This window comes from Streptomyces sp. NBC_00490 (genome assembly GCF_036013645.1).
GTDB classification, from domain to species: Bacteria; Actinomycetota; Actinomycetes; order Streptomycetales; family Streptomycetaceae; genus Streptomyces; species Streptomyces canus_F.
In genome coordinates this window covers 5,214,575-5,229,453 of record NZ_CP107869.1, presented here as the reverse complement: position 1 = coordinate 5,229,453, position 14,879 = coordinate 5,214,575, and the positions used below count along the sequence as shown (strand labels likewise).

15 protein-coding genes and 1 tRNA gene are annotated in these 14,879 nt (G+C 70.7%); 9 read left to right on the top strand and 7 right to left on the bottom strand.

The features are described 5' to 3' along the window. Window positions 1-41 precede the first annotated feature (41 nt). Window positions 42-1,562, bottom strand: coding sequence for a PP2C family protein-serine/threonine phosphatase (locus tag OG381_RS23675; protein WP_327718066.1), 1,521 nt, complete (start codon window positions 1,560-1,562; stop codon window positions 42-44). 492 nt (window positions 1,563-2,054) lie between these two features. On the opposite strand from OG381_RS23675, the gene OG381_RS23670 reads away from it, so the two are divergent. Together OG381_RS23670 and OG381_RS23665 are read left to right on the top strand one after the other, a co-directional pair. Further along, window positions 2,055-2,720, top strand: a complete 666-nt coding sequence (locus tag OG381_RS23670) for a bifunctional DNA primase/polymerase (RefSeq protein ID WP_307028627.1) — start codon at window positions 2,055-2,057, stop codon at window positions 2,718-2,720. A gap of 56 nt (window positions 2,721-2,776) precedes the next feature. After that, a complete protein-coding gene (locus OG381_RS23665; RefSeq protein ID WP_327718064.1) occupies window positions 2,777-3,376 on the top strand; it encodes a hypothetical protein in 600 nt (199 codons plus the stop codon). Window positions 3,377-3,631: 255 nt separating this feature from the next. Here the strand turns inward: OG381_RS23665 and OG381_RS23660 are convergent, their stop codons facing one another. From OG381_RS23660 to OG381_RS23650, 3 genes are all read right to left on the bottom strand, one after another. Beyond that, entirely contained in the window at window positions 3,632-4,597 is a 966-nt protein-coding gene (locus OG381_RS23660; RefSeq protein ID WP_327718063.1) for a DUF5926 family protein, read from the bottom strand. Window positions 4,598-4,782: 185 nt separating this feature from the next. Beyond that, complete coding sequence (locus tag OG381_RS23655) at window positions 4,783-5,421, bottom strand: ATP-binding protein (RefSeq protein WP_307028632.1); 639 nt, start codon at window positions 5,419-5,421, stop codon at window positions 4,783-4,785. 153 nt (window positions 5,422-5,574) lie between these two features. Next, window positions 5,575-6,384 (bottom strand): glycerophosphodiester phosphodiesterase, encoded by an 810-nt coding sequence (locus tag OG381_RS23650; protein ID WP_307028635.1) that lies wholly within the window; start codon window positions 6,382-6,384, stop codon window positions 5,575-5,577. Between the two features lie 249 nt (window positions 6,385-6,633). Between OG381_RS23650 and OG381_RS23645 the strand changes: the two genes are divergently transcribed. Then, entirely contained in the window at window positions 6,634-8,118 is a 1,485-nt protein-coding gene (locus OG381_RS23645; protein ID WP_327718062.1) for a S1C family serine protease, read from the top strand. A gap of 63 nt (window positions 8,119-8,181) precedes the next feature. Further along, a tRNA-Ser gene (locus OG381_RS23640) sits at window positions 8,182-8,268 on the top strand. Between the two features lie 117 nt (window positions 8,269-8,385). Here OG381_RS23640 and OG381_RS23635 read toward each other — a convergent pair. The 3 genes from OG381_RS23635 to OG381_RS23625 all read right to left on the bottom strand — a co-directional run bounded on the left by OG381_RS23635 (window position 8,386) and on the right by OG381_RS23625 (window position 10,344). Then, window positions 8,386-8,847, bottom strand: coding sequence for a hypothetical protein (locus OG381_RS23635; protein ID WP_327718061.1), 462 nt, complete (start codon window positions 8,845-8,847; stop codon window positions 8,386-8,388). A gap of 127 nt (window positions 8,848-8,974) precedes the next feature. After that, complete coding sequence (locus OG381_RS23630; RefSeq protein WP_327718060.1) at window positions 8,975-9,406, bottom strand: hypothetical protein; 432 nt, start codon at window positions 9,404-9,406, stop codon at window positions 8,975-8,977. A 71-nt stretch (window positions 9,407-9,477) separates the two neighbouring features. Beyond that, on the bottom strand, window positions 9,478-10,344 hold the full coding sequence (locus OG381_RS23625; RefSeq protein ID WP_327718059.1) for a bifunctional DNA primase/polymerase: 867 nt from the start codon (window positions 10,342-10,344) through the stop codon (window positions 9,478-9,480). Between the two features lie 347 nt (window positions 10,345-10,691). Here OG381_RS23625 and OG381_RS23620 point away from each other — a divergent pair, with 347 nt between their 5' ends. The 5 genes from OG381_RS23620 to OG381_RS23600 all read left to right on the top strand — a co-directional run bounded on the left by OG381_RS23620 (window position 10,692) and on the right by OG381_RS23600 (window position 14,737). Continuing rightward, window positions 10,692-11,006 (top strand): hypothetical protein, encoded by a 315-nt coding sequence (locus OG381_RS23620; RefSeq protein ID WP_327718058.1) that lies wholly within the window; start codon window positions 10,692-10,694, stop codon window positions 11,004-11,006. Between the two features lie 411 nt (window positions 11,007-11,417). Then, window positions 11,418-12,368, top strand: a complete 951-nt coding sequence (locus tag OG381_RS23615) for a bifunctional MaoC family dehydratase N-terminal/OB-fold nucleic acid binding domain-containing protein (protein WP_327722538.1) — start codon at window positions 11,418-11,420, stop codon at window positions 12,366-12,368. After that, a complete protein-coding gene (locus tag OG381_RS23610; RefSeq protein ID WP_327718057.1) occupies window positions 12,355-12,822 on the top strand; it encodes a MaoC/PaaZ C-terminal domain-containing protein in 468 nt (155 codons plus the stop codon). Before OG381_RS23615 ends, OG381_RS23610 begins: the two co-directional genes overlap by 14 nt. Continuing rightward, entirely contained in the window at window positions 12,819-13,985 is a 1,167-nt protein-coding gene (locus tag OG381_RS23605) for a lipid-transfer protein (RefSeq protein WP_327718056.1), read from the top strand. Before OG381_RS23610 ends, OG381_RS23605 begins: the two co-directional genes overlap by 4 nt. Before the next feature lie 185 nt (window positions 13,986-14,170). After that, window positions 14,171-14,737, top strand: coding sequence for a SigE family RNA polymerase sigma factor (locus OG381_RS23600; RefSeq protein WP_327718055.1), 567 nt, complete (start codon window positions 14,171-14,173; stop codon window positions 14,735-14,737). Window positions 14,738-14,879: the final 142 nt, after the last annotated feature.

The following is a 14,879-nucleotide window of genomic DNA, read 5'->3' as shown; positions in this document are numbered from 1 at the left end:
CCCAGGGCCGTTGGACCTGTTACCGAGAGCTACCCGCGGCACTACTCGAAGTGCGCGGCGAGCAGGACGACGTCCTCCTCGGAGTCCGCCGCGTCGAGCCCGTCCGGCAGGACGGTGCGCAGGACGTGGTCGGCGATCGCGTCCGGGTCGTGCCGCAGCGCCTTCGGCACCCCGGCCGCCGCCGAGTGCAGCCGTGCGAAGGCGCGGTCGGTGGGGTCGCCGGTCCGGTGCAGCAGCCCGTCGGTGTACAGCAGAACCGTCTCTCCCGGCTCGGCCTCCAGCTCCACGCTGGGCGCCTCCCAGCAGGCGAGCATCCCGAGCGGCGCCGACACGGACGTCTCCACGAACTCCGTGCGCCGCTCCCCGACCAGCAGCGGCGGGCAGTGCCCGGCACCGGCCAGCGTGATCTTGCGCAGCGCGGGCTCGCAGTAGGCGAACAGGGCGGTCGCGGAGCGGGCCGGTTCGGTGAGCCGCAGCAGCAGCTCCAGGTCGGACAGGACGGCGACGGGGTCCTCGCCCTCCATCACGGCGTACGCCCTCAGGCTGGCTCTCAGCCGGCCCATCGCGGCGATCGCGCTCGGGCCGGATCCGGTGACCGAGCCCACCGCGAGACCGAGCGCGGCGTCGGGCAGCGGCAGGGCGTCGTACCAGTCGCCGCCGCCGCGCGGGCCGGTGCGGTGCCGGACGGCGAGCCGCACACCGGCGACGCGGGGGAGCCGGGACGGCAGCAGCTCCTCCGCCATCGTCGCCATGCACGCGCGCGTGCGCTCGACTTCGAGCAGGCGTGCCAGGTACTCGGTCGCGTGACGCGCGTACAGGCCGACGAGGTGGCGTCGGCGCTCGTCCGGTTCGGCCGGCTCGTCGTACAGCCACACGGCGGCGCCGAGGCGGCCCGCGGCGTCGGAGGAGAGCGGCAGCGCGTAGCACGCCGCGTAGCCGAGGCGGGCGGCCACCTCGCGGTGCCGCGGGTCGAGGCCGTCCTCGGCGAACAGGTCCGGCTCGGCGATCTCGCCGTCGGCGCCCGGCAGTCCGTCGAGGATCCTGCCGTACGACATCGCACTGCGCGGCACGGTCTCGATGTGACCGAGATCGGCCCGGGCCAGGCCCAGGCCGATCGTGGTGTCGGGTCCGAGTCCGTCGTCCGGCTCCAGGACGACGAGGCCGCGCCGGGCGCCCACCAGGGCGGCTCCGGCGCGCAGGAGTTCGGTCAGGGCATCCTGCAGTGTGTCCGTGCGGGCCAGACGTTCCGTGAGTTCGTGCAGGGTCGTGAGGTCGGAGACCCAGCCTGCGAGCCGGTCCTGGAGCAGGGCGCTCGGGGCGTTCGGAGCGGTCGGTGGCGGGACCGGAGAGGTGCCCGGGACGGCGGGCGCGGGCGCGACAGTGTGTGCGGGCGAGGGAACCGTTGAATCGATTCCGGCCACTTTCGGAGGGTGAGGGGCGTTCATGGCGTCCGGCTTTCCGACCGGTGCGTATTGCTCAAAAGCATCGCAAACCCCCATGTCATTCTGCGCCGCTAGCGGTGTCTCCACATGTACACGCACTCGTGAGGGGATGTCCAGCATTGTCCTGCCGGGATTCCTGGTGTCCGTGGGTCACCGGTGTACCTCTTGCCGAAAAGCAAAGTTGGCTTAAAACTGACTCGGGTAACACGTTATTGCGGTCGACTGGCCTTGCTCCACTGAGCGTCACAGCGGTCGTGATGGGTACGTACTCGGAGAAGACCAGGGGTGGTTGACATCCACCCGGAACCTGGTGACGGACCCGGGCGTCTTAACCACCGACGACCGTGCCCCATCCTCCGTGGCGGAGGCGAGGAGAAACACGCGGGACGGCAAAACGCCAGACTTCGCCACCCCCACGCCACGCCCATGCTTTTGATAGACGCAGTGTGGGTCAGGCTGCCGTGGACGCAGCCAACGCTCGACCCATAGGGGTTCCCCTTGTCTCTGACAGGGGTGTGATGCGCCAACAGGTACGCACAGTGCAGTGATCGACACATGGTGTGATGTGGCCCACGGTGTTGCCAGCGGTGCAACGGAAAGGAACGAGCGCTCATGCGCGAGATCCTCGGAAAGGCACGCAGGCTCCTGTCCAAGCGGAACGACGGGGGGCCTGAGTTGATCAGCGCGGCCCTGACCTTCGCGACGGAATGGCAGTGGCCCGTACTCCCGGGCGCGGCACCGGACCCGCAGGGTCGGGCCCGTTGCAGCTGCCCCGACCCCGAATGCACGGTCCCCGGCGCGCACCCCTTCGACCCGGGGCTCCTCGCGGCGACCACTGACGCGCGCATGGTGCGCTGGTGGTGGGCCAACCGGCCCGCCGCGCCGATCGTCCTCGCCACCGGCGGCACGGCACCCTGCGCGGTGTCCCTGCCGGCCCTCGCGGGCTCCCGGGCGCTGGCCGCCCTCGACCGCCAGGGCATGCGCCTGGGACCGGTGGTCGCCTCGCCCACCCGCTGGGCGATCCTCGTCAAGCCGTACTCCATGGAGCAGTTGGGCGAACTGCTGTACGCCAAGGACTTCGTCCCCGGCTCCCTGCGCTTCCACGGCGAGGGCGGCTATGTCGCGCTGCCCCCGTCCGAGACGGGCCGGGGCGCCATCCACTGGGAGCGTGCTCCGCTGCCCGGCTCGGCCTCCCCGTGGCTGCCCGATGTCGAGGCCGTGGTGGACGCGGCGGTGGACGCCCTCACTCGTACGGGTGTGAGCGCGCCCGAGTTGTAAGGGTGTCGGGCGCGCGCGGAACCAGCCGTCCGCGCGCGCTCGTTATCGTCCCTTTCATGAACCTTCGTCTGCTTGCCCTGACGGGCGTCGTGGTGTGCGCGGTCGCGCTGCCGCTGGCCGTGGCGTCCGCGGGACAGGTGGGTGAGCAGCGCCGCACCGCTGTACGCGACGAGGCGGCTGTACGCGACGAGGCCGCCGTACGTGATGAGGCGGCCGTACGTGAAGAAGGCGCCGCGTCTGACGGGGCGCGCGAGGACCACAAGGTCGCCGCTCCCACCAGCTCGCCCTGGCTGCTCGGCCTGGGCCTGGCCACCGCCGCCCGCTGCGGACCCGAACTCACCTCCCCCGAGGGCATCGAGGCACAGACCTGTGTCCTGACGCAGGGTGAGGAGACCTGGGCGCGCACCTACTACCGCAACGCCACCGGCGGCGGCCTGGAATCCGTCCTCAGCCTCATGGGCCCCGGCGGCCGCACCGTGCAGATGCACTGCGCCGTGGGCGCGGGCGACGAGCCGGGAACCTGCGAGACGCCCAGGCGGCGCACCGAGGGCGAACCGGGCGCGTACACGGCGGTCGCGGAGTTCGCGGGACGGGGCGGGCAGGGGCCGCTCCTGCTGCGTTCCGGAAGCAACTCCGGTGCGTACACGGGCAGTTGACGCCCGGCAGCGTTGCGTAAACGGAACGGCGCAAAGAAAGACCCGGTTGCTGGCGACGGGGGATGCACCAGCAACCGGGCTACTGGAACGGTAACAAGAGATCGGCTGTTCGCAAATTCGATCTCGGTTTTTCATCGGCTTTCCGGACACCGACTCACTTGCTCCGGACGGGAGTTGTGAGCGCCTCCCGGGGCTCCGCACGCCACGGGAGCCGCTGACCGACCAGTCAGCAGCTCCCGGTTTCGAACCTGTGTGTCAGCTGAGCGTGACCTGTCGGTTGGTCAGCCCGCCACGCGCGCGACGCTCGTCCGCGGTGAGCGGAGCGTCCGAGGCCAGCGCGCCGGTGAGGCGCTCGGCGAACTCGGCCGCCGGCTTCTCCATGTCCTCCGCGGTGACTCCGCTCGGCAGGTCCCAGACCGGCACGGTGAGCCCGTGCGCGCGGAAGGAACCCACGAGCCGGGTGCCCTCGCCGAGCCCGGCCCGGCCCGCCGCGTGCAGCCGCGCGAGCGCGTCCAGAAGCTGCTCCTCGGGATACGGCATGACCCAGCGCAGGTGGTTCTTGTCCGGCGTCTCGCACCAGTAGGCGGCGTCCACGCCCTGGAGCTTGGCGGTCGGGATGGCCGCGGCGTTGGCGCGCTCCAGGGAGGCGGCCACCTCCGGGCTGGAGTTCTCCGCGTCCGGCACCCAGAACTCGAAGCCCGAGTGCACGACTGGCTCGAACGTGCCTTCGGGGTCGAGCAGATCCTGCAGTCGCGGGCCGTCGGCGGGGGCGCGGCGGCCCTGGACCGGGGTGCCCGGGTCGGCGGTGAGGGCGCGCTGGAGGGTGTCGGCGAGGTCGCGGCTGATGTCGCCCGACGCCGTGTCGTTCTGCAGGCCCAGCAGCACCGAGCCGTCTTCGCGGCGCAGCGCCGGCCAGGCCATCGGCAGCACCGTGGCCAGCGAGACCGACGGGACGCCCTCGGGGAGGCCGCCCTTCAGCGTCAGCTCGACCGTGGCGGCCGGCACCAGCTCGCGCAGGGCCACCCAGTCGCCCTCGCCCGGCAGCCCCTCGAACGGGCGCTGCACCAGCTCGGTCACCGCGTGCGCGGCGGCCCGGCCGTGACAGGCCTTGTAGCGGCGGCCGCTGCCGCAGGGGCAGGGCTCGCGGGCACCGACGACCGGGACCTCCCCGTCGGCGATCTGCGGGCCTTTGGCCTTCGTCTGGGGTCGCTTCTTGGCCATCGTGAGGTCTCCCGGTTACGGCTGGTCTTGGTACGGCGGGAGCCTAGCCGTTCATGGGGTGACCGACGGGAACCTGTGGACAACCCCGGCGGTCCGGTAACGCCCCGCAGGTGCGCGGGGAACTGGACGACCAGCCACGACGGAGCCGCCGAGGGCGGACCGTCACGGCCCTCCCGGCGGAGCGTCTAGTCCAGGTCGGTGAACGCGTCCGCGAAGTCCAGACCGGCCATCGTCGACACCGAGGGAGCCGTGATGCGCGTGGCGAAGTCGTCGCGGCGGTGACAGGCGTCCGGATCGTGCACGTCGTCGTGGACGACCACCCACACCGTGACCTCGCCGCGGGCGTCGTCCCTGACGCCCCAGTCGTCGGACAGTGCGGTGATGATGTTCAGCCCGCGGCCGCCGTGTGCGGTGACCGAGGGCGTGGCCGGAGCAGGGCGGGTGGGCCCACCGCCGTCCGTCACCTCGACCGTGAGTCTGCCCCCGGTGTCCACCCGCCAGGCGGCGCGGACATCGCCGTCCCCGGCCAGGGCGTCGCCCAGTGGCCGACCGTGCTTGCACGCATTGCTCAAGAGTTCGGAAAGAATGAGTACGGCGTCGTCGATGACCGCTTCCGACACACCACCTCTGCGCAGCTGAGAACGCATCCGGTGCCTTGCTTCCCCCACGCCCGCAGGGCCATGGGGTACGGCCATGCTCGACGACGTGGGCACCTCCTGTGCCACCACCAACGCCACCCCCGAGACCTCCTTTGCCCCACGCCACGGTGTGGATGCCCCATTGGCCTGTACCGGAAACCGGCCAATCAAGGTCCGCTGACGCATTCGTAACGATCGAATACGGTCCGAACGCGCCGGAGCACACCCTGTAATCGACTGGCTGGATTTCGACGTCCTGGCCGGGTTGGGAGAATGCGGGTGCCCGGGGGGCCGGGTCAAGATGTCGTCACAGGTCTTTACCAGTTGTCGGCGTTTTGGTTATCTGCCCAGCTGGCGCAGGACTGCGCGCGGTCGGTTGGTGATGATCGCGTCGATGCCGAGCTCGACACAGAGATCCACGTCCTCGGGCTCGTTCACCGTCCATACGTGCACCTGGTGACCGGCTCGTTTCAGCCGCTCGATGTACGCCGGGTGATTGCGCACGATCCGGATCGAGGGCCCCGCGATGCGGACGCCCGCCGGAAGCCGACCGTCCCTCAGCCGGGGCGAGACGAACTGCATCAGGTAGACCGTGGGCAGCGCCGACGAGGCGGCACGCACGCGATGCAGCGAGCGGGCCGAGAAGCTCATGATCCGCACCGGGGAGTCGGCGGCCGAGGCGGGCGCGTCCAGCCCGAACCGCTTCAGCAGGACGAGCAGCCGCTCCTCCACCTGCCCGGCCCAGCGGGTGGGGTGCTTGGTCTCGATGGCCAGCTCCACCCGCCGCCCCGAGTCCGCGACCAGTTCGAGGAGCCGCTCCAGCGTCAGTACGGAGGTGTCCTCACGGTCCTCCGGGCGGTGCTCCCAGTCGGGCTCCTCGTCCCGGTTCCGCCAGGAGCCGAAGTCCAGGGCGGCCAGGTCGGCCAGCTCCAGGGCGGAGACCGCCCCGCGCCCGTTGGACGTACGGTTGACGCGTCGGTCGTGGACGCAGACGAGATGGCCGTCGGCGGTCAGGCGCACATCGCACTCGAGGGCGTCGGCACCGTCCTCGATCGCCTTCTTGTACGCGGCCAGAGTGTGCTCCGGGGCCTCTTCGGAGGCTCCACGGTGAGCGACGACCTGAATGCTTTGCTGCCGTGCGTGGGTCACCGCGTCATGGTGCCACCGCACCGGGGTACGCGTCGCACGAGGAGGGCGCCAAGATGCGTCCGGTTCGCCGGACAGGTCCCATATAAAGGAAAGTCACGGACCCACAGCCACCGCTTATGGTGCTCTGACGGCCTGTGGGAAAAGCTGACGGCATACAAAAGCACATGCACAGCTGCATCGCGCCGGACCGTCGGCAAGCGTGAACGAGCGTGACATCAGGACAACAGCCGTGGATCGAGGAGAAAAGCTGTGAGCACCGAGAACGAGGGCACTGCGGTACCCCCGGCCCCGTCCGCACCTCCCGTGCCGGTGGATTCCCCCGCAGCCTCCCCGCAGGCAACCGCGCCCGGCAGCGGCGCCCCGACGACCCAGTTCCCCACGACGCCCCCGCACGCCCCCGGCGCACCGGAGCAGGAACTGGTCCACGCGGGCCAGGCACCGGCGTACGCCTCGGCGAGCGCGGGCGGTCCGCAGGGCGGCGCGGCCCCCGGCCGGGCGCCGGACGGCTCCTGGCCGCCCCCGCCCCCGGCCACCCCGACGTACGCCGACAGCGGCTCGGGCGGCGCGGGTGCGGGTGCCGGTGGCTGGGGCGCCTCCTACCAGCAGCCCGCCCCGAAGTCCCGCCGCGGCGGCCTGATGGCGGCGGTCCTGATCGCCGCGCTGGTCGCGGGCGGCCTGGGCGGCGGTCTCGGCTACACCCTGGCCAAGAACGACGACAACGGCTCGTCGACCACCGTCTCGGCCTCCGACAGCGGCGGCTCCGTCAAGCGTGACGCCGGCACGGTCGCGGGCGTGGCCGCCATGGCCCTGCCGAGCACGGTCACCATCCAGGCCGAGTCCAGCAGCGGCGAGGGCGGCACCGGCACCGGCTTCGTCTTCGACACCGAGGGCCACATCGTCACCAACAACCACGTCGTGGCGGACGCGGTGGACGGCGGCAAGCTGACCGCGACCTTCCCGAGCGGCAAGAAGTACGACGCCGAGGTCGTGGGCCACGCGCAGGGCTACGACGTGGCGGTGATCAAGCTCAAGAACGCGCCGAGCGACCTGAAGCCGCTGACGCTGGGCAACTCGGACAAGGTGGCGGTGGGCGACTCGACGATCGCCATCGGCGCCCCCTTCGGCCTCTCCAACACGGTCACGACGGGCATCATCAGCGCCAAGAACCGCCCGGTCGCGTCGAGCGACGGCAGCGGTTCGAACGCGTCGTACATGAGCGCCCTGCAGACGGACGCCTCGATCAACCCGGGCAACTCGGGCGGCCCCCTCCTGGACGCCCAGGGCAATGTGATCGGCATCAACTCCGCGATCCAGTCCAGCAGCAACGGCGGCCTGGGCGGCACCAGCCAGTCCGGCTCGATCGGCCTCGGCTTCGCCATCCCGATCAACCAGGCCAAGTACGTGGCCCAGCAGCTGATCAAGACCGGCAAGCCGGTGTACGCCAAGATCGGCGCCTCGGTCTCCCTGGAGGACTCCACGGGCGGCGCGAAGATCACGGAGCAGGGCGCCAGCGGCTCCGACGCGGTCGAGGCGGGCGGCCCGGCGGCCAAGGCGGGCCTCAAGCCCGGCGACGTCATCACCAAGCTCGACGACCGGGTCATCGACTCCGGCCCCACCCTCATCGGCGAGATCTGGACCCACCAGCCCGGCGACAAGGTCAAGATCACCTACGAACGCGGTGGCAAGACCAACACCGTGGATCTCACCCTGGGTTCCCGCGAGGGCGACAGCTGACCCACGCGCGCGCGTGCTCACCGGTTACTCTGGTCCCCGCGCCACCGATCACCGGTGGCGCGGGGTGGGTTGCCCGAGTGGCCTAAGGGAACGGTCTTGAAAACCGTCGTGGCAGCGATGTCACCGTGGGTTCAAATCCCACACCCACCGCAGGTGAACGGCCCCTGGCCAGGTAAATCGGTCGGGGGCTGTTCCTTGGTCTCTGCCTGTGGGTGACCGTTGTTCCCGGGGCGCCCGCTCGATCGGGCACGGGAGGGTCACGCTTCGCTAGCTGCTGATCGGCGCCCAGCTCGCTGTGAGGTCTGCGCACTCGACCCGCACGGTCCCCGTCGTCAGCCTCAGCTCGTGGCTGCATCCGGCCTCGTGCGGCAGGACTTCGTCCAGGCGCACGCTGTTGTAGTCCGACAGCTCGACAGGGCCACCGTCGTCAGACGTGATGTGAACGCTGCTGACGCCCTTGTAGCGGATGGTGAGTACATCGCTCTCGCACCCTGACCAGGCGAACCGAAGCTCGTAGTGCCCCAGGTCATCAGCAGCTGAGGGCAGTTCCTGGGGCCTCAGGTCCTTCACACAGCGCGGTGCCGAGAAGTCGTAGTGCTCGGGATGCGAAGCAAAGGACCTTGCCCCGGGAGGCAGCTTCGGAAGAATCTCGGACAGCTTGGCGACATAGGGGCTGGGGTCGTGCCAGTAGGTGCCTTGCCCCCGCTGCTCCACAACTGCGTACTTCACGACTTTCCTTCGTCCGGTGGCCAAAGGTACTTGCATCGCCGGGTAGCCACCCGCGGTGAGGCGGGCCGAGGGATACGGCCGATCCCCGTGCCCCGTACGCCTTCCCGGGCCGCGGCAAGCGGTTCGGCTACAGCTCGTAGTCCTGGGCCAGTTCGTCCCACGCCACGTCGCGCAGCCCGGGCTCCGCGTCGCAGCCCGATGGCACCTGCGTGGTGGGCTGGAACCAGATGACCGTGAGGTCCGACCGGTACAGGATCGGATCGTGGGCCGGGTTCATGGCGTCGGAGCGGAAGTGGCCCACGCACGCCACCGGCGGGAGCACCTCCACCGGGCCGAAGGCACCCGCGTACTGGTCCGGGTACTCCCGCGGGGGCGGGACCAGGTGGACCGGCGTCCTCGGGAAATCCCGCTCCGCCGACTGCAACAGGCCTTTGATCTTCATCTCGTTGACCGGCTTGCAGGGATAACCCTCCAGCATTCCGCCGTACGTCGAGGAGAGCCGCAGGTCGGAGAGGTCGATGCTGCGGCCGGAGGTCAGGACGAGGCGGGCCAGTGACATGGTCGGCACTCTAGGGCGGTGGTGCATCGAGCTCCCGTGAATTTCATGGCCGACGCCGGTTCGTACATGCCTTACGGCCGGTGCCCCGTCATGCGTGCCGCCGACGCGATCGTCGCGCGGGCCTCGCGTTCGGTGAGGCCGGTGTTGAGGGCCGCGTCGACCAGGGGATCGACGAGGGCGGGGCCGATGCCGTCCTCGTAGGCACGGCAGGCCGCCCAGAACAGGCGGGTGTTGCGCTGTCCCTCGTGCGCGGCGAGGACGAACTGGACCAGGCCCTGACCGTGGTCGCCCGCCGACGGGGGCGTGGGGTGGTGGGTGCGGGGCGGGGGCAGCAGGAGGCGCAGCAGGGCGGGCGGGCAGGCGGCGGGGGCCAGATGGGCCGTACCGGGGGCCGTCGCGTACACGCCGTGGTCGGTGCGGGAGCCGGGGCCTACGAGGTAGCCGCCGGCGCCCCGGATGTCGATGCCGGGGGCCAGGCGGCCGGCCGAGTTGGGCACGACGACGTCGGGTGGGCCGCTCAGCCAGAGGTGGCGGCCGCCGCTGGGGGTCAGGACGACGACCGTGGCGGGGATCGTGAACAGGTGGCGCAGGGCCAGCTCGCGCAGGGCCGCCGAGGAGTCCGTGTCCGATTTCGTGTCGAGGTCGATGCCGATCAGGTGGTGGGGCGGGAGGCCGCAGGCGATGCCGTAGCCCGTCGCCCAGGGGGCCGCGGCGAACAGTTCGCGGATGCGGTTCGGGTCGGTGGCGGCGTCGTAGACCCCGTGGCCGAAGCGGCCGCACTCGCCGTGGCAGGGCGGGGCCTCGGGGTCGTCGCGGTGCGGGGAGCGCAGGGCCGGGAGTTTCGAACGGGACAGGGGGATGACGGCCAGGCCGCGTTCGGCGGCTGACAGGGCGTGGGCGAGGGCCAGCGTCGTGGCCTGCCGGTCTGTGGTGGCCATGACTCTATTTTCGTACACCTGTTCGAGAAAGGGAAGCGTATTCCAGGGCGACTCGCCGAGCGGGGTGGGTTGGCCGGAAAAGCGCCGGAACGCTTCCCCTCTTGCGGCGCTTGGGATGGGTCTGCCCGAATCACCCTGACCTGATGCTCAAGGTCGTGAAAGGGGTTTATCAACTTGTCCTCACGCTTCAGGGGGAATGGTCGCTTCCGGGCTGGTTCGCCGGGGATTCGGTGGGCAACTCTGATCTCGCGACGTCGTGATCGACTCCGAGGCGGTCGGCCAACTGCCCGGGAAAAAGCTCTACTTGACGTACTTCCGGCTATGAAGCCGGGTTCTGGAGGAAGAACATGGCAAGCATCCGTACCGCCCGCCTCATCGCCGCCGTCTCCGCCCTTCCGCTCGCCGCCGCGCTCTTCACCGGCGTCGCGACGGCGGACAACGGTGGCTTCGCGGACGACGGATCGAACGCGGGTGTCGCGAGCATCGTCGGCAGCGGTGTCGGTGGCACCAACAACGGCAACTCGTCCACCACGCAGCAGAACGCGGTGGGCTCCGGTGCCTCGAACCAGAGCAACACCGCGCAGGTCAACGGCTCCGCGTTCACGGCCATCAATCAGGGCAACGACAACACGTCCATCAACTTCACCCCGCTGTGGTGGTGAGCTGAGGAGCCGCCGCCCAGGCGGTGGCCCCGGTCTCCGACCAGGTGTGCTTCATGGGGTGTGACGCGTCTGCGCGGCGGTGCTTCGACATCGCCGCGCAGGCGTTTGTGCGTACGGCCACGGATGCCGGGGGTGGGCCTGGCCGCGGATGCCGGGGGCGGGCCTGCGATTTCGGCCGGGGCTCCCAACCCTGGCCGGACCTGTCGACTACGGCCGGACCTGCCAGCTCCGGCCGGGACCTGATCACTCCGTCCGGGCCCGTGACCATCCGCCTTGACAGTGCACGTTATCTGACGGACAGTCAGAAATCTTCGTCGGATTGGTGGGAACCCCGGCGGCGGCAGCGGTGTACCAGAAGTGTCGATACGAAACGGGCGGGACGAACGGGACCACGAGGACGAGGGGGAGGCCATGGCCGACGAACTGGAGCAGCGACTGAAGACGTACGAGGGCCGGCCCGCCGCCGTCTCCGGCGCCGGCAAGGACCCCGTCAACGCGCCCATGATCAGGCACTGGTGCGAGGCCATGGGCGACACCAACCCGGCCTACTCCGGCCCGGACGCCATCGCCCCGCCCACCATGCTCCAGGCCTGGACGATGGGCGGCCTCTCCGGACATACGGACCGTTCGTCGGCCTACGACGAACTGCTCACCCTCCTCGACGAGGTGGGCTGCACCTCGGTCGTCGCCACCGACTGCGAGCAGGAGTACATCCGCCCCCTGCGCCCCGGCGACGAGATCACCTTCGACGCGGTGATCGAGTCGGTGTCGCCCCGCAAGACGACGAAGCTCGGCACGGGTCACTTCGTCACGACCCGTATGGACATCCGCGTCGGCCCCGACCTCGCCGGCACCCACCGCTTCCGCATCCTCAAATACGCCCCCGCGTCCGCGCGACAGCGGCAGCCGGACCAGACACCCCGCCGCCCCCGCCCCGTCATCAACCGCGACAACGCCGGCTTCTGGGAAGGCGTCCGCGAACACCGCCTCCTCATCCAGCGCTGCACCGCCTGCGGCACCCTGCGCCACCCCTGGCTGCCCGGCTGCAACACCTGCGGACACCCGGAGTGGGACACCGTCGAGGCGAGCGGCACCGGCACGGTCCATTCGTACGTCGTCATGCACCACCCGCCCTTCCCGGCCTTCGACCCTCCGTACGCGGTCGGCCTGATAGAGCTCACGGAAGGCGTGCGCATGATCAGCAATGTGACCGGGGTGCCGTACGACAAGGTGCGGATCGGCATGCCCGTGCGGCTCGAATTCAAGGAGTACGACGAGGAGTTGGTGCTCCCGGTCTTCCGGGCCGAGGAAGGCCTGTACGGGAAGGGGTCGCACGAGGAGGAGTCCCATGCACGTCGGTGAGCAGCTCCCCTCGCTGGAGATCCCGGTCACCCGCACGCTGATCGTCGCCGGCGCCGTCGCCTCCCGCGACTACCAGGACGTCCACCACGACGCGGAGTCGGCCCGGCAGAAGGGCTCCCCCGACATCTTCATGAACATCCTGACGACCAACGGCATCGTCGGCCGCTACATCACGGACCATTTCGGTCCCACGGCCGAGCTCCGCCGCGTCGCGATCCGTCTGGGCGCCCCCAACTACCCGGGAGACACCATGGTGTTGACGGGCACGGTCGAGGAGGTCGAAGGCGACACCGCGACCGTCCGCGTGGTTGGGGAGAACGGCGTCGGCAGACATGTCACCGGCACGGTGACCGTCACCGTCCCGCCGGACGCGCCGCAGGTTGTGCCGCCGCAGACGCGCTCGGGGACGGCCTCGGAGACGGCCTCGGGGACGGCCCCAGGAGGTGCCCGATGAGCGTCCGTACCCGGGACACCCTCGGCGGGCGGTCGGCGATCGTCGGCATCGGTGCCACCGAGTTCTCCAAGGACTCGGGCCGCAGTGAGCTGAAGCTCGCCGTGGAGGCGGTGCGGGCCGCGCTGGACGACGCGGGGCTGACGCCGGCCGACGTGGACGGGATGGTGACGTTCACGATGGACACCAACCCGGAGATCACCGTGGCCCAGGCCTGCGGGATGGGTGAGCTGTCCTTCTTCTCCCGCGTCCACTACGGCGGCGGAGCGGCCTGTGCGACGGTCCAGCAGGCGGCGCTGGCGGTGGCGACGGGCGTGGCCGAGGTGGTGGTCTGCTACCGCGCCTTCAACGAACGGTCGGGGCGTCGCTTCGGCTCGGGGGTGCAGCACCGGGAGCCCTCGGCGGAGGGGGTCGCGCTCGGGTGGTCCCTGCCGTTCGGGCTGCTCACCCCGGCGTCCTGGGTGGCGATGGCGGCCCAGCGTTATCTGCACACCTATGGTCTGACCCCGGAAGCCTTCGGGCAGGTGGCCGTGACCGCCCGCAGACACGCGGCGACCAACCCGGCGGCGTACTTCCACGACCGTCCGATCACCCTCGCCGACCACGCCGCCTCACGCTGGATCGTCGAGCCGCTCCGTCTGCTCGACTGCTGCCAGGAGACGGACGGCGCCCAGGCCCTCGTCGTCACGTCCCTGGAGCGGGCACGTGATCTGCCGAACGCGCCGGCGGTCGTGGCCGCGGCTGCCCAGGGAGCGGGTCGGGCCCAGGAGCAGATGACCAGCTTCTACCGCGACGACCTGACGGGCCTGCCGGAGATGGGGGTCGTGGCCCGCCAGTTGTGGCGCACCTCGGGGCTCACGCCGGCCGACATCGACGTGGGGATCCTGTACGACCACTTCACGCCGTTCGTGCTGATGCAGCTGGAGGAGTTCGGGTTCTGCGGGAAGGGGGAGGCGGCGGACTTCGTGGCCGGGGAGCGGTTGCCGCTGAACACACACGGAGGACAGCTGGGGGAGGCGTATCTGCACGGGATGAACGGGATCGCGGAGGGAGTACGTCAGATACGGGGAACGGCGGTGAACCGGATATCCGGCGCGGACCGGGTCCTGGTCACGGCGGGGACGGGAGTGCCCACCTCGGGGCTGGTGCTCTCCGGGGACGGCTGAACCCTCGGAAGGCGGGCCCGTCTGCGAGGACGGGTGTACCTCTCAGGGGTCGTCCCGCAGTAGTCCCCACCCCCTCGTCCACCCACAGGAGGTGGAGCCACCCCCACCCCTACAACCTGAGGCGGAGGCGGCTTCGGGACCTGCGGCCGATGAGCGGGAGGCCTCCTCGCTCCTAGCGTGGAGCCATGACCACACCCGTCTGCACCAGCGCATCGGACGTCGCGGTACCGGCGAGGCTGACCCGCCCGCACGCGACGTACCCCTCCTTCTCGTCGTATGTGAAGGCCCGCCAGCCGGTGCTGCTGCGTACCGCCCGGTCGCTGACCGCGAACCCGTGCGACGCGGAGGACCTGCTGCAGACCGCGCTCGCCAAGACCTATGTGGCCTGGGAGCGGATCGAGGACCACCGGGCGCTGGACGGTTATGTGCGTCGGGCGCTGCTCAACACGCGTACATCGCAGTGGCGCAAGCGCAAGGTGGACGAGTTCGCGACCGACGAGATCCCGGAGCCCGAGCTGACGCCCGGCGGGGACGACCCGGCCGAGCAGCAGGCGCTGCACGACGCGATGTGGCGGGCGATCACGAAGCTGCCGGCCCGGCAGCGGGCGATGGTCGTCCTCAGGTACTACGAGGATCTGAGCGAGGTCCAGACGGCCGAGGTGCTCGGGGTGTCGGTGGGCACGGTGAAGTCGGCGGTGTCCCGGGCGCTGGGCAAGCTGCGGGAGGACCCGGAGCTGGGGCTGGCCCGCTAGGGCGGCTACCCCCGTCGCGTGTGCGCGGCGCTGGAGCGGGCGGCTGCCTCGCACGGTTCGGGCCTGGCCCCGCCAGGGAGGCGCCCCGGGCACGGCAAACTGCTTCGACCGCGCCGACCTGGACCGCGGGGGCGAATCCGGG

What these genes read in the sequence shown, in the direction of transcription:
- OG381_RS23675 (WP_327718066.1), bottom strand. Translation starts at nt 1,562, where the DNA reads ATGCTGGACATCCCCTCACGAGTGCGTGTACATGTGGAGACACCGCTA.
- OG381_RS23655 (WP_307028632.1), bottom strand. Translation starts at nt 5,421, where the DNA reads ATGCGTCAGCGGACCTTGATTGGCCGGTTTCCGGTACAGGCCAATGGG.
- OG381_RS23625 (WP_327718059.1), bottom strand. Translation starts at nt 10,344, where the DNA reads ATGGCCACCACAGACCGGCAGGCCACGACGCTGGCCCTCGCCCACGCC.
- OG381_RS23615 (WP_327722538.1), top strand. Translation starts at nt 11,418, where the DNA reads ATGGCCGACGAACTGGAGCAGCGACTGAAGACGTACGAGGGCCGGCCC.
- OG381_RS23665 (WP_327718064.1), top strand. Translation starts at nt 2,777, where the DNA reads ATGAACCTTCGTCTGCTTGCCCTGACGGGCGTCGTGGTGTGCGCGGTC.
- OG381_RS23600 (WP_327718055.1), top strand. Translation starts at nt 14,171, where the DNA reads ATGACCACACCCGTCTGCACCAGCGCATCGGACGTCGCGGTACCGGCG.
- OG381_RS23620 (WP_327718058.1), top strand. Translation starts at nt 10,692, where the DNA reads ATGGCAAGCATCCGTACCGCCCGCCTCATCGCCGCCGTCTCCGCCCTT.
- OG381_RS23630 (WP_327718060.1), bottom strand. Translation starts at nt 9,406, where the DNA reads ATGTCACTGGCCCGCCTCGTCCTGACCTCCGGCCGCAGCATCGACCTC.
- OG381_RS23670 (WP_307028627.1), top strand. Translation starts at nt 2,055, where the DNA reads ATGCGCGAGATCCTCGGAAAGGCACGCAGGCTCCTGTCCAAGCGGAAC.
- OG381_RS23660 (WP_327718063.1), bottom strand. Translation starts at nt 4,597, where the DNA reads ATGGCCAAGAAGCGACCCCAGACGAAGGCCAAAGGCCCGCAGATCGCC.
- OG381_RS23610 (WP_327718057.1), top strand. Translation starts at nt 12,355, where the DNA reads ATGCACGTCGGTGAGCAGCTCCCCTCGCTGGAGATCCCGGTCACCCGC.
- OG381_RS23605 (WP_327718056.1), top strand. Translation starts at nt 12,819, where the DNA reads ATGAGCGTCCGTACCCGGGACACCCTCGGCGGGCGGTCGGCGATCGTC.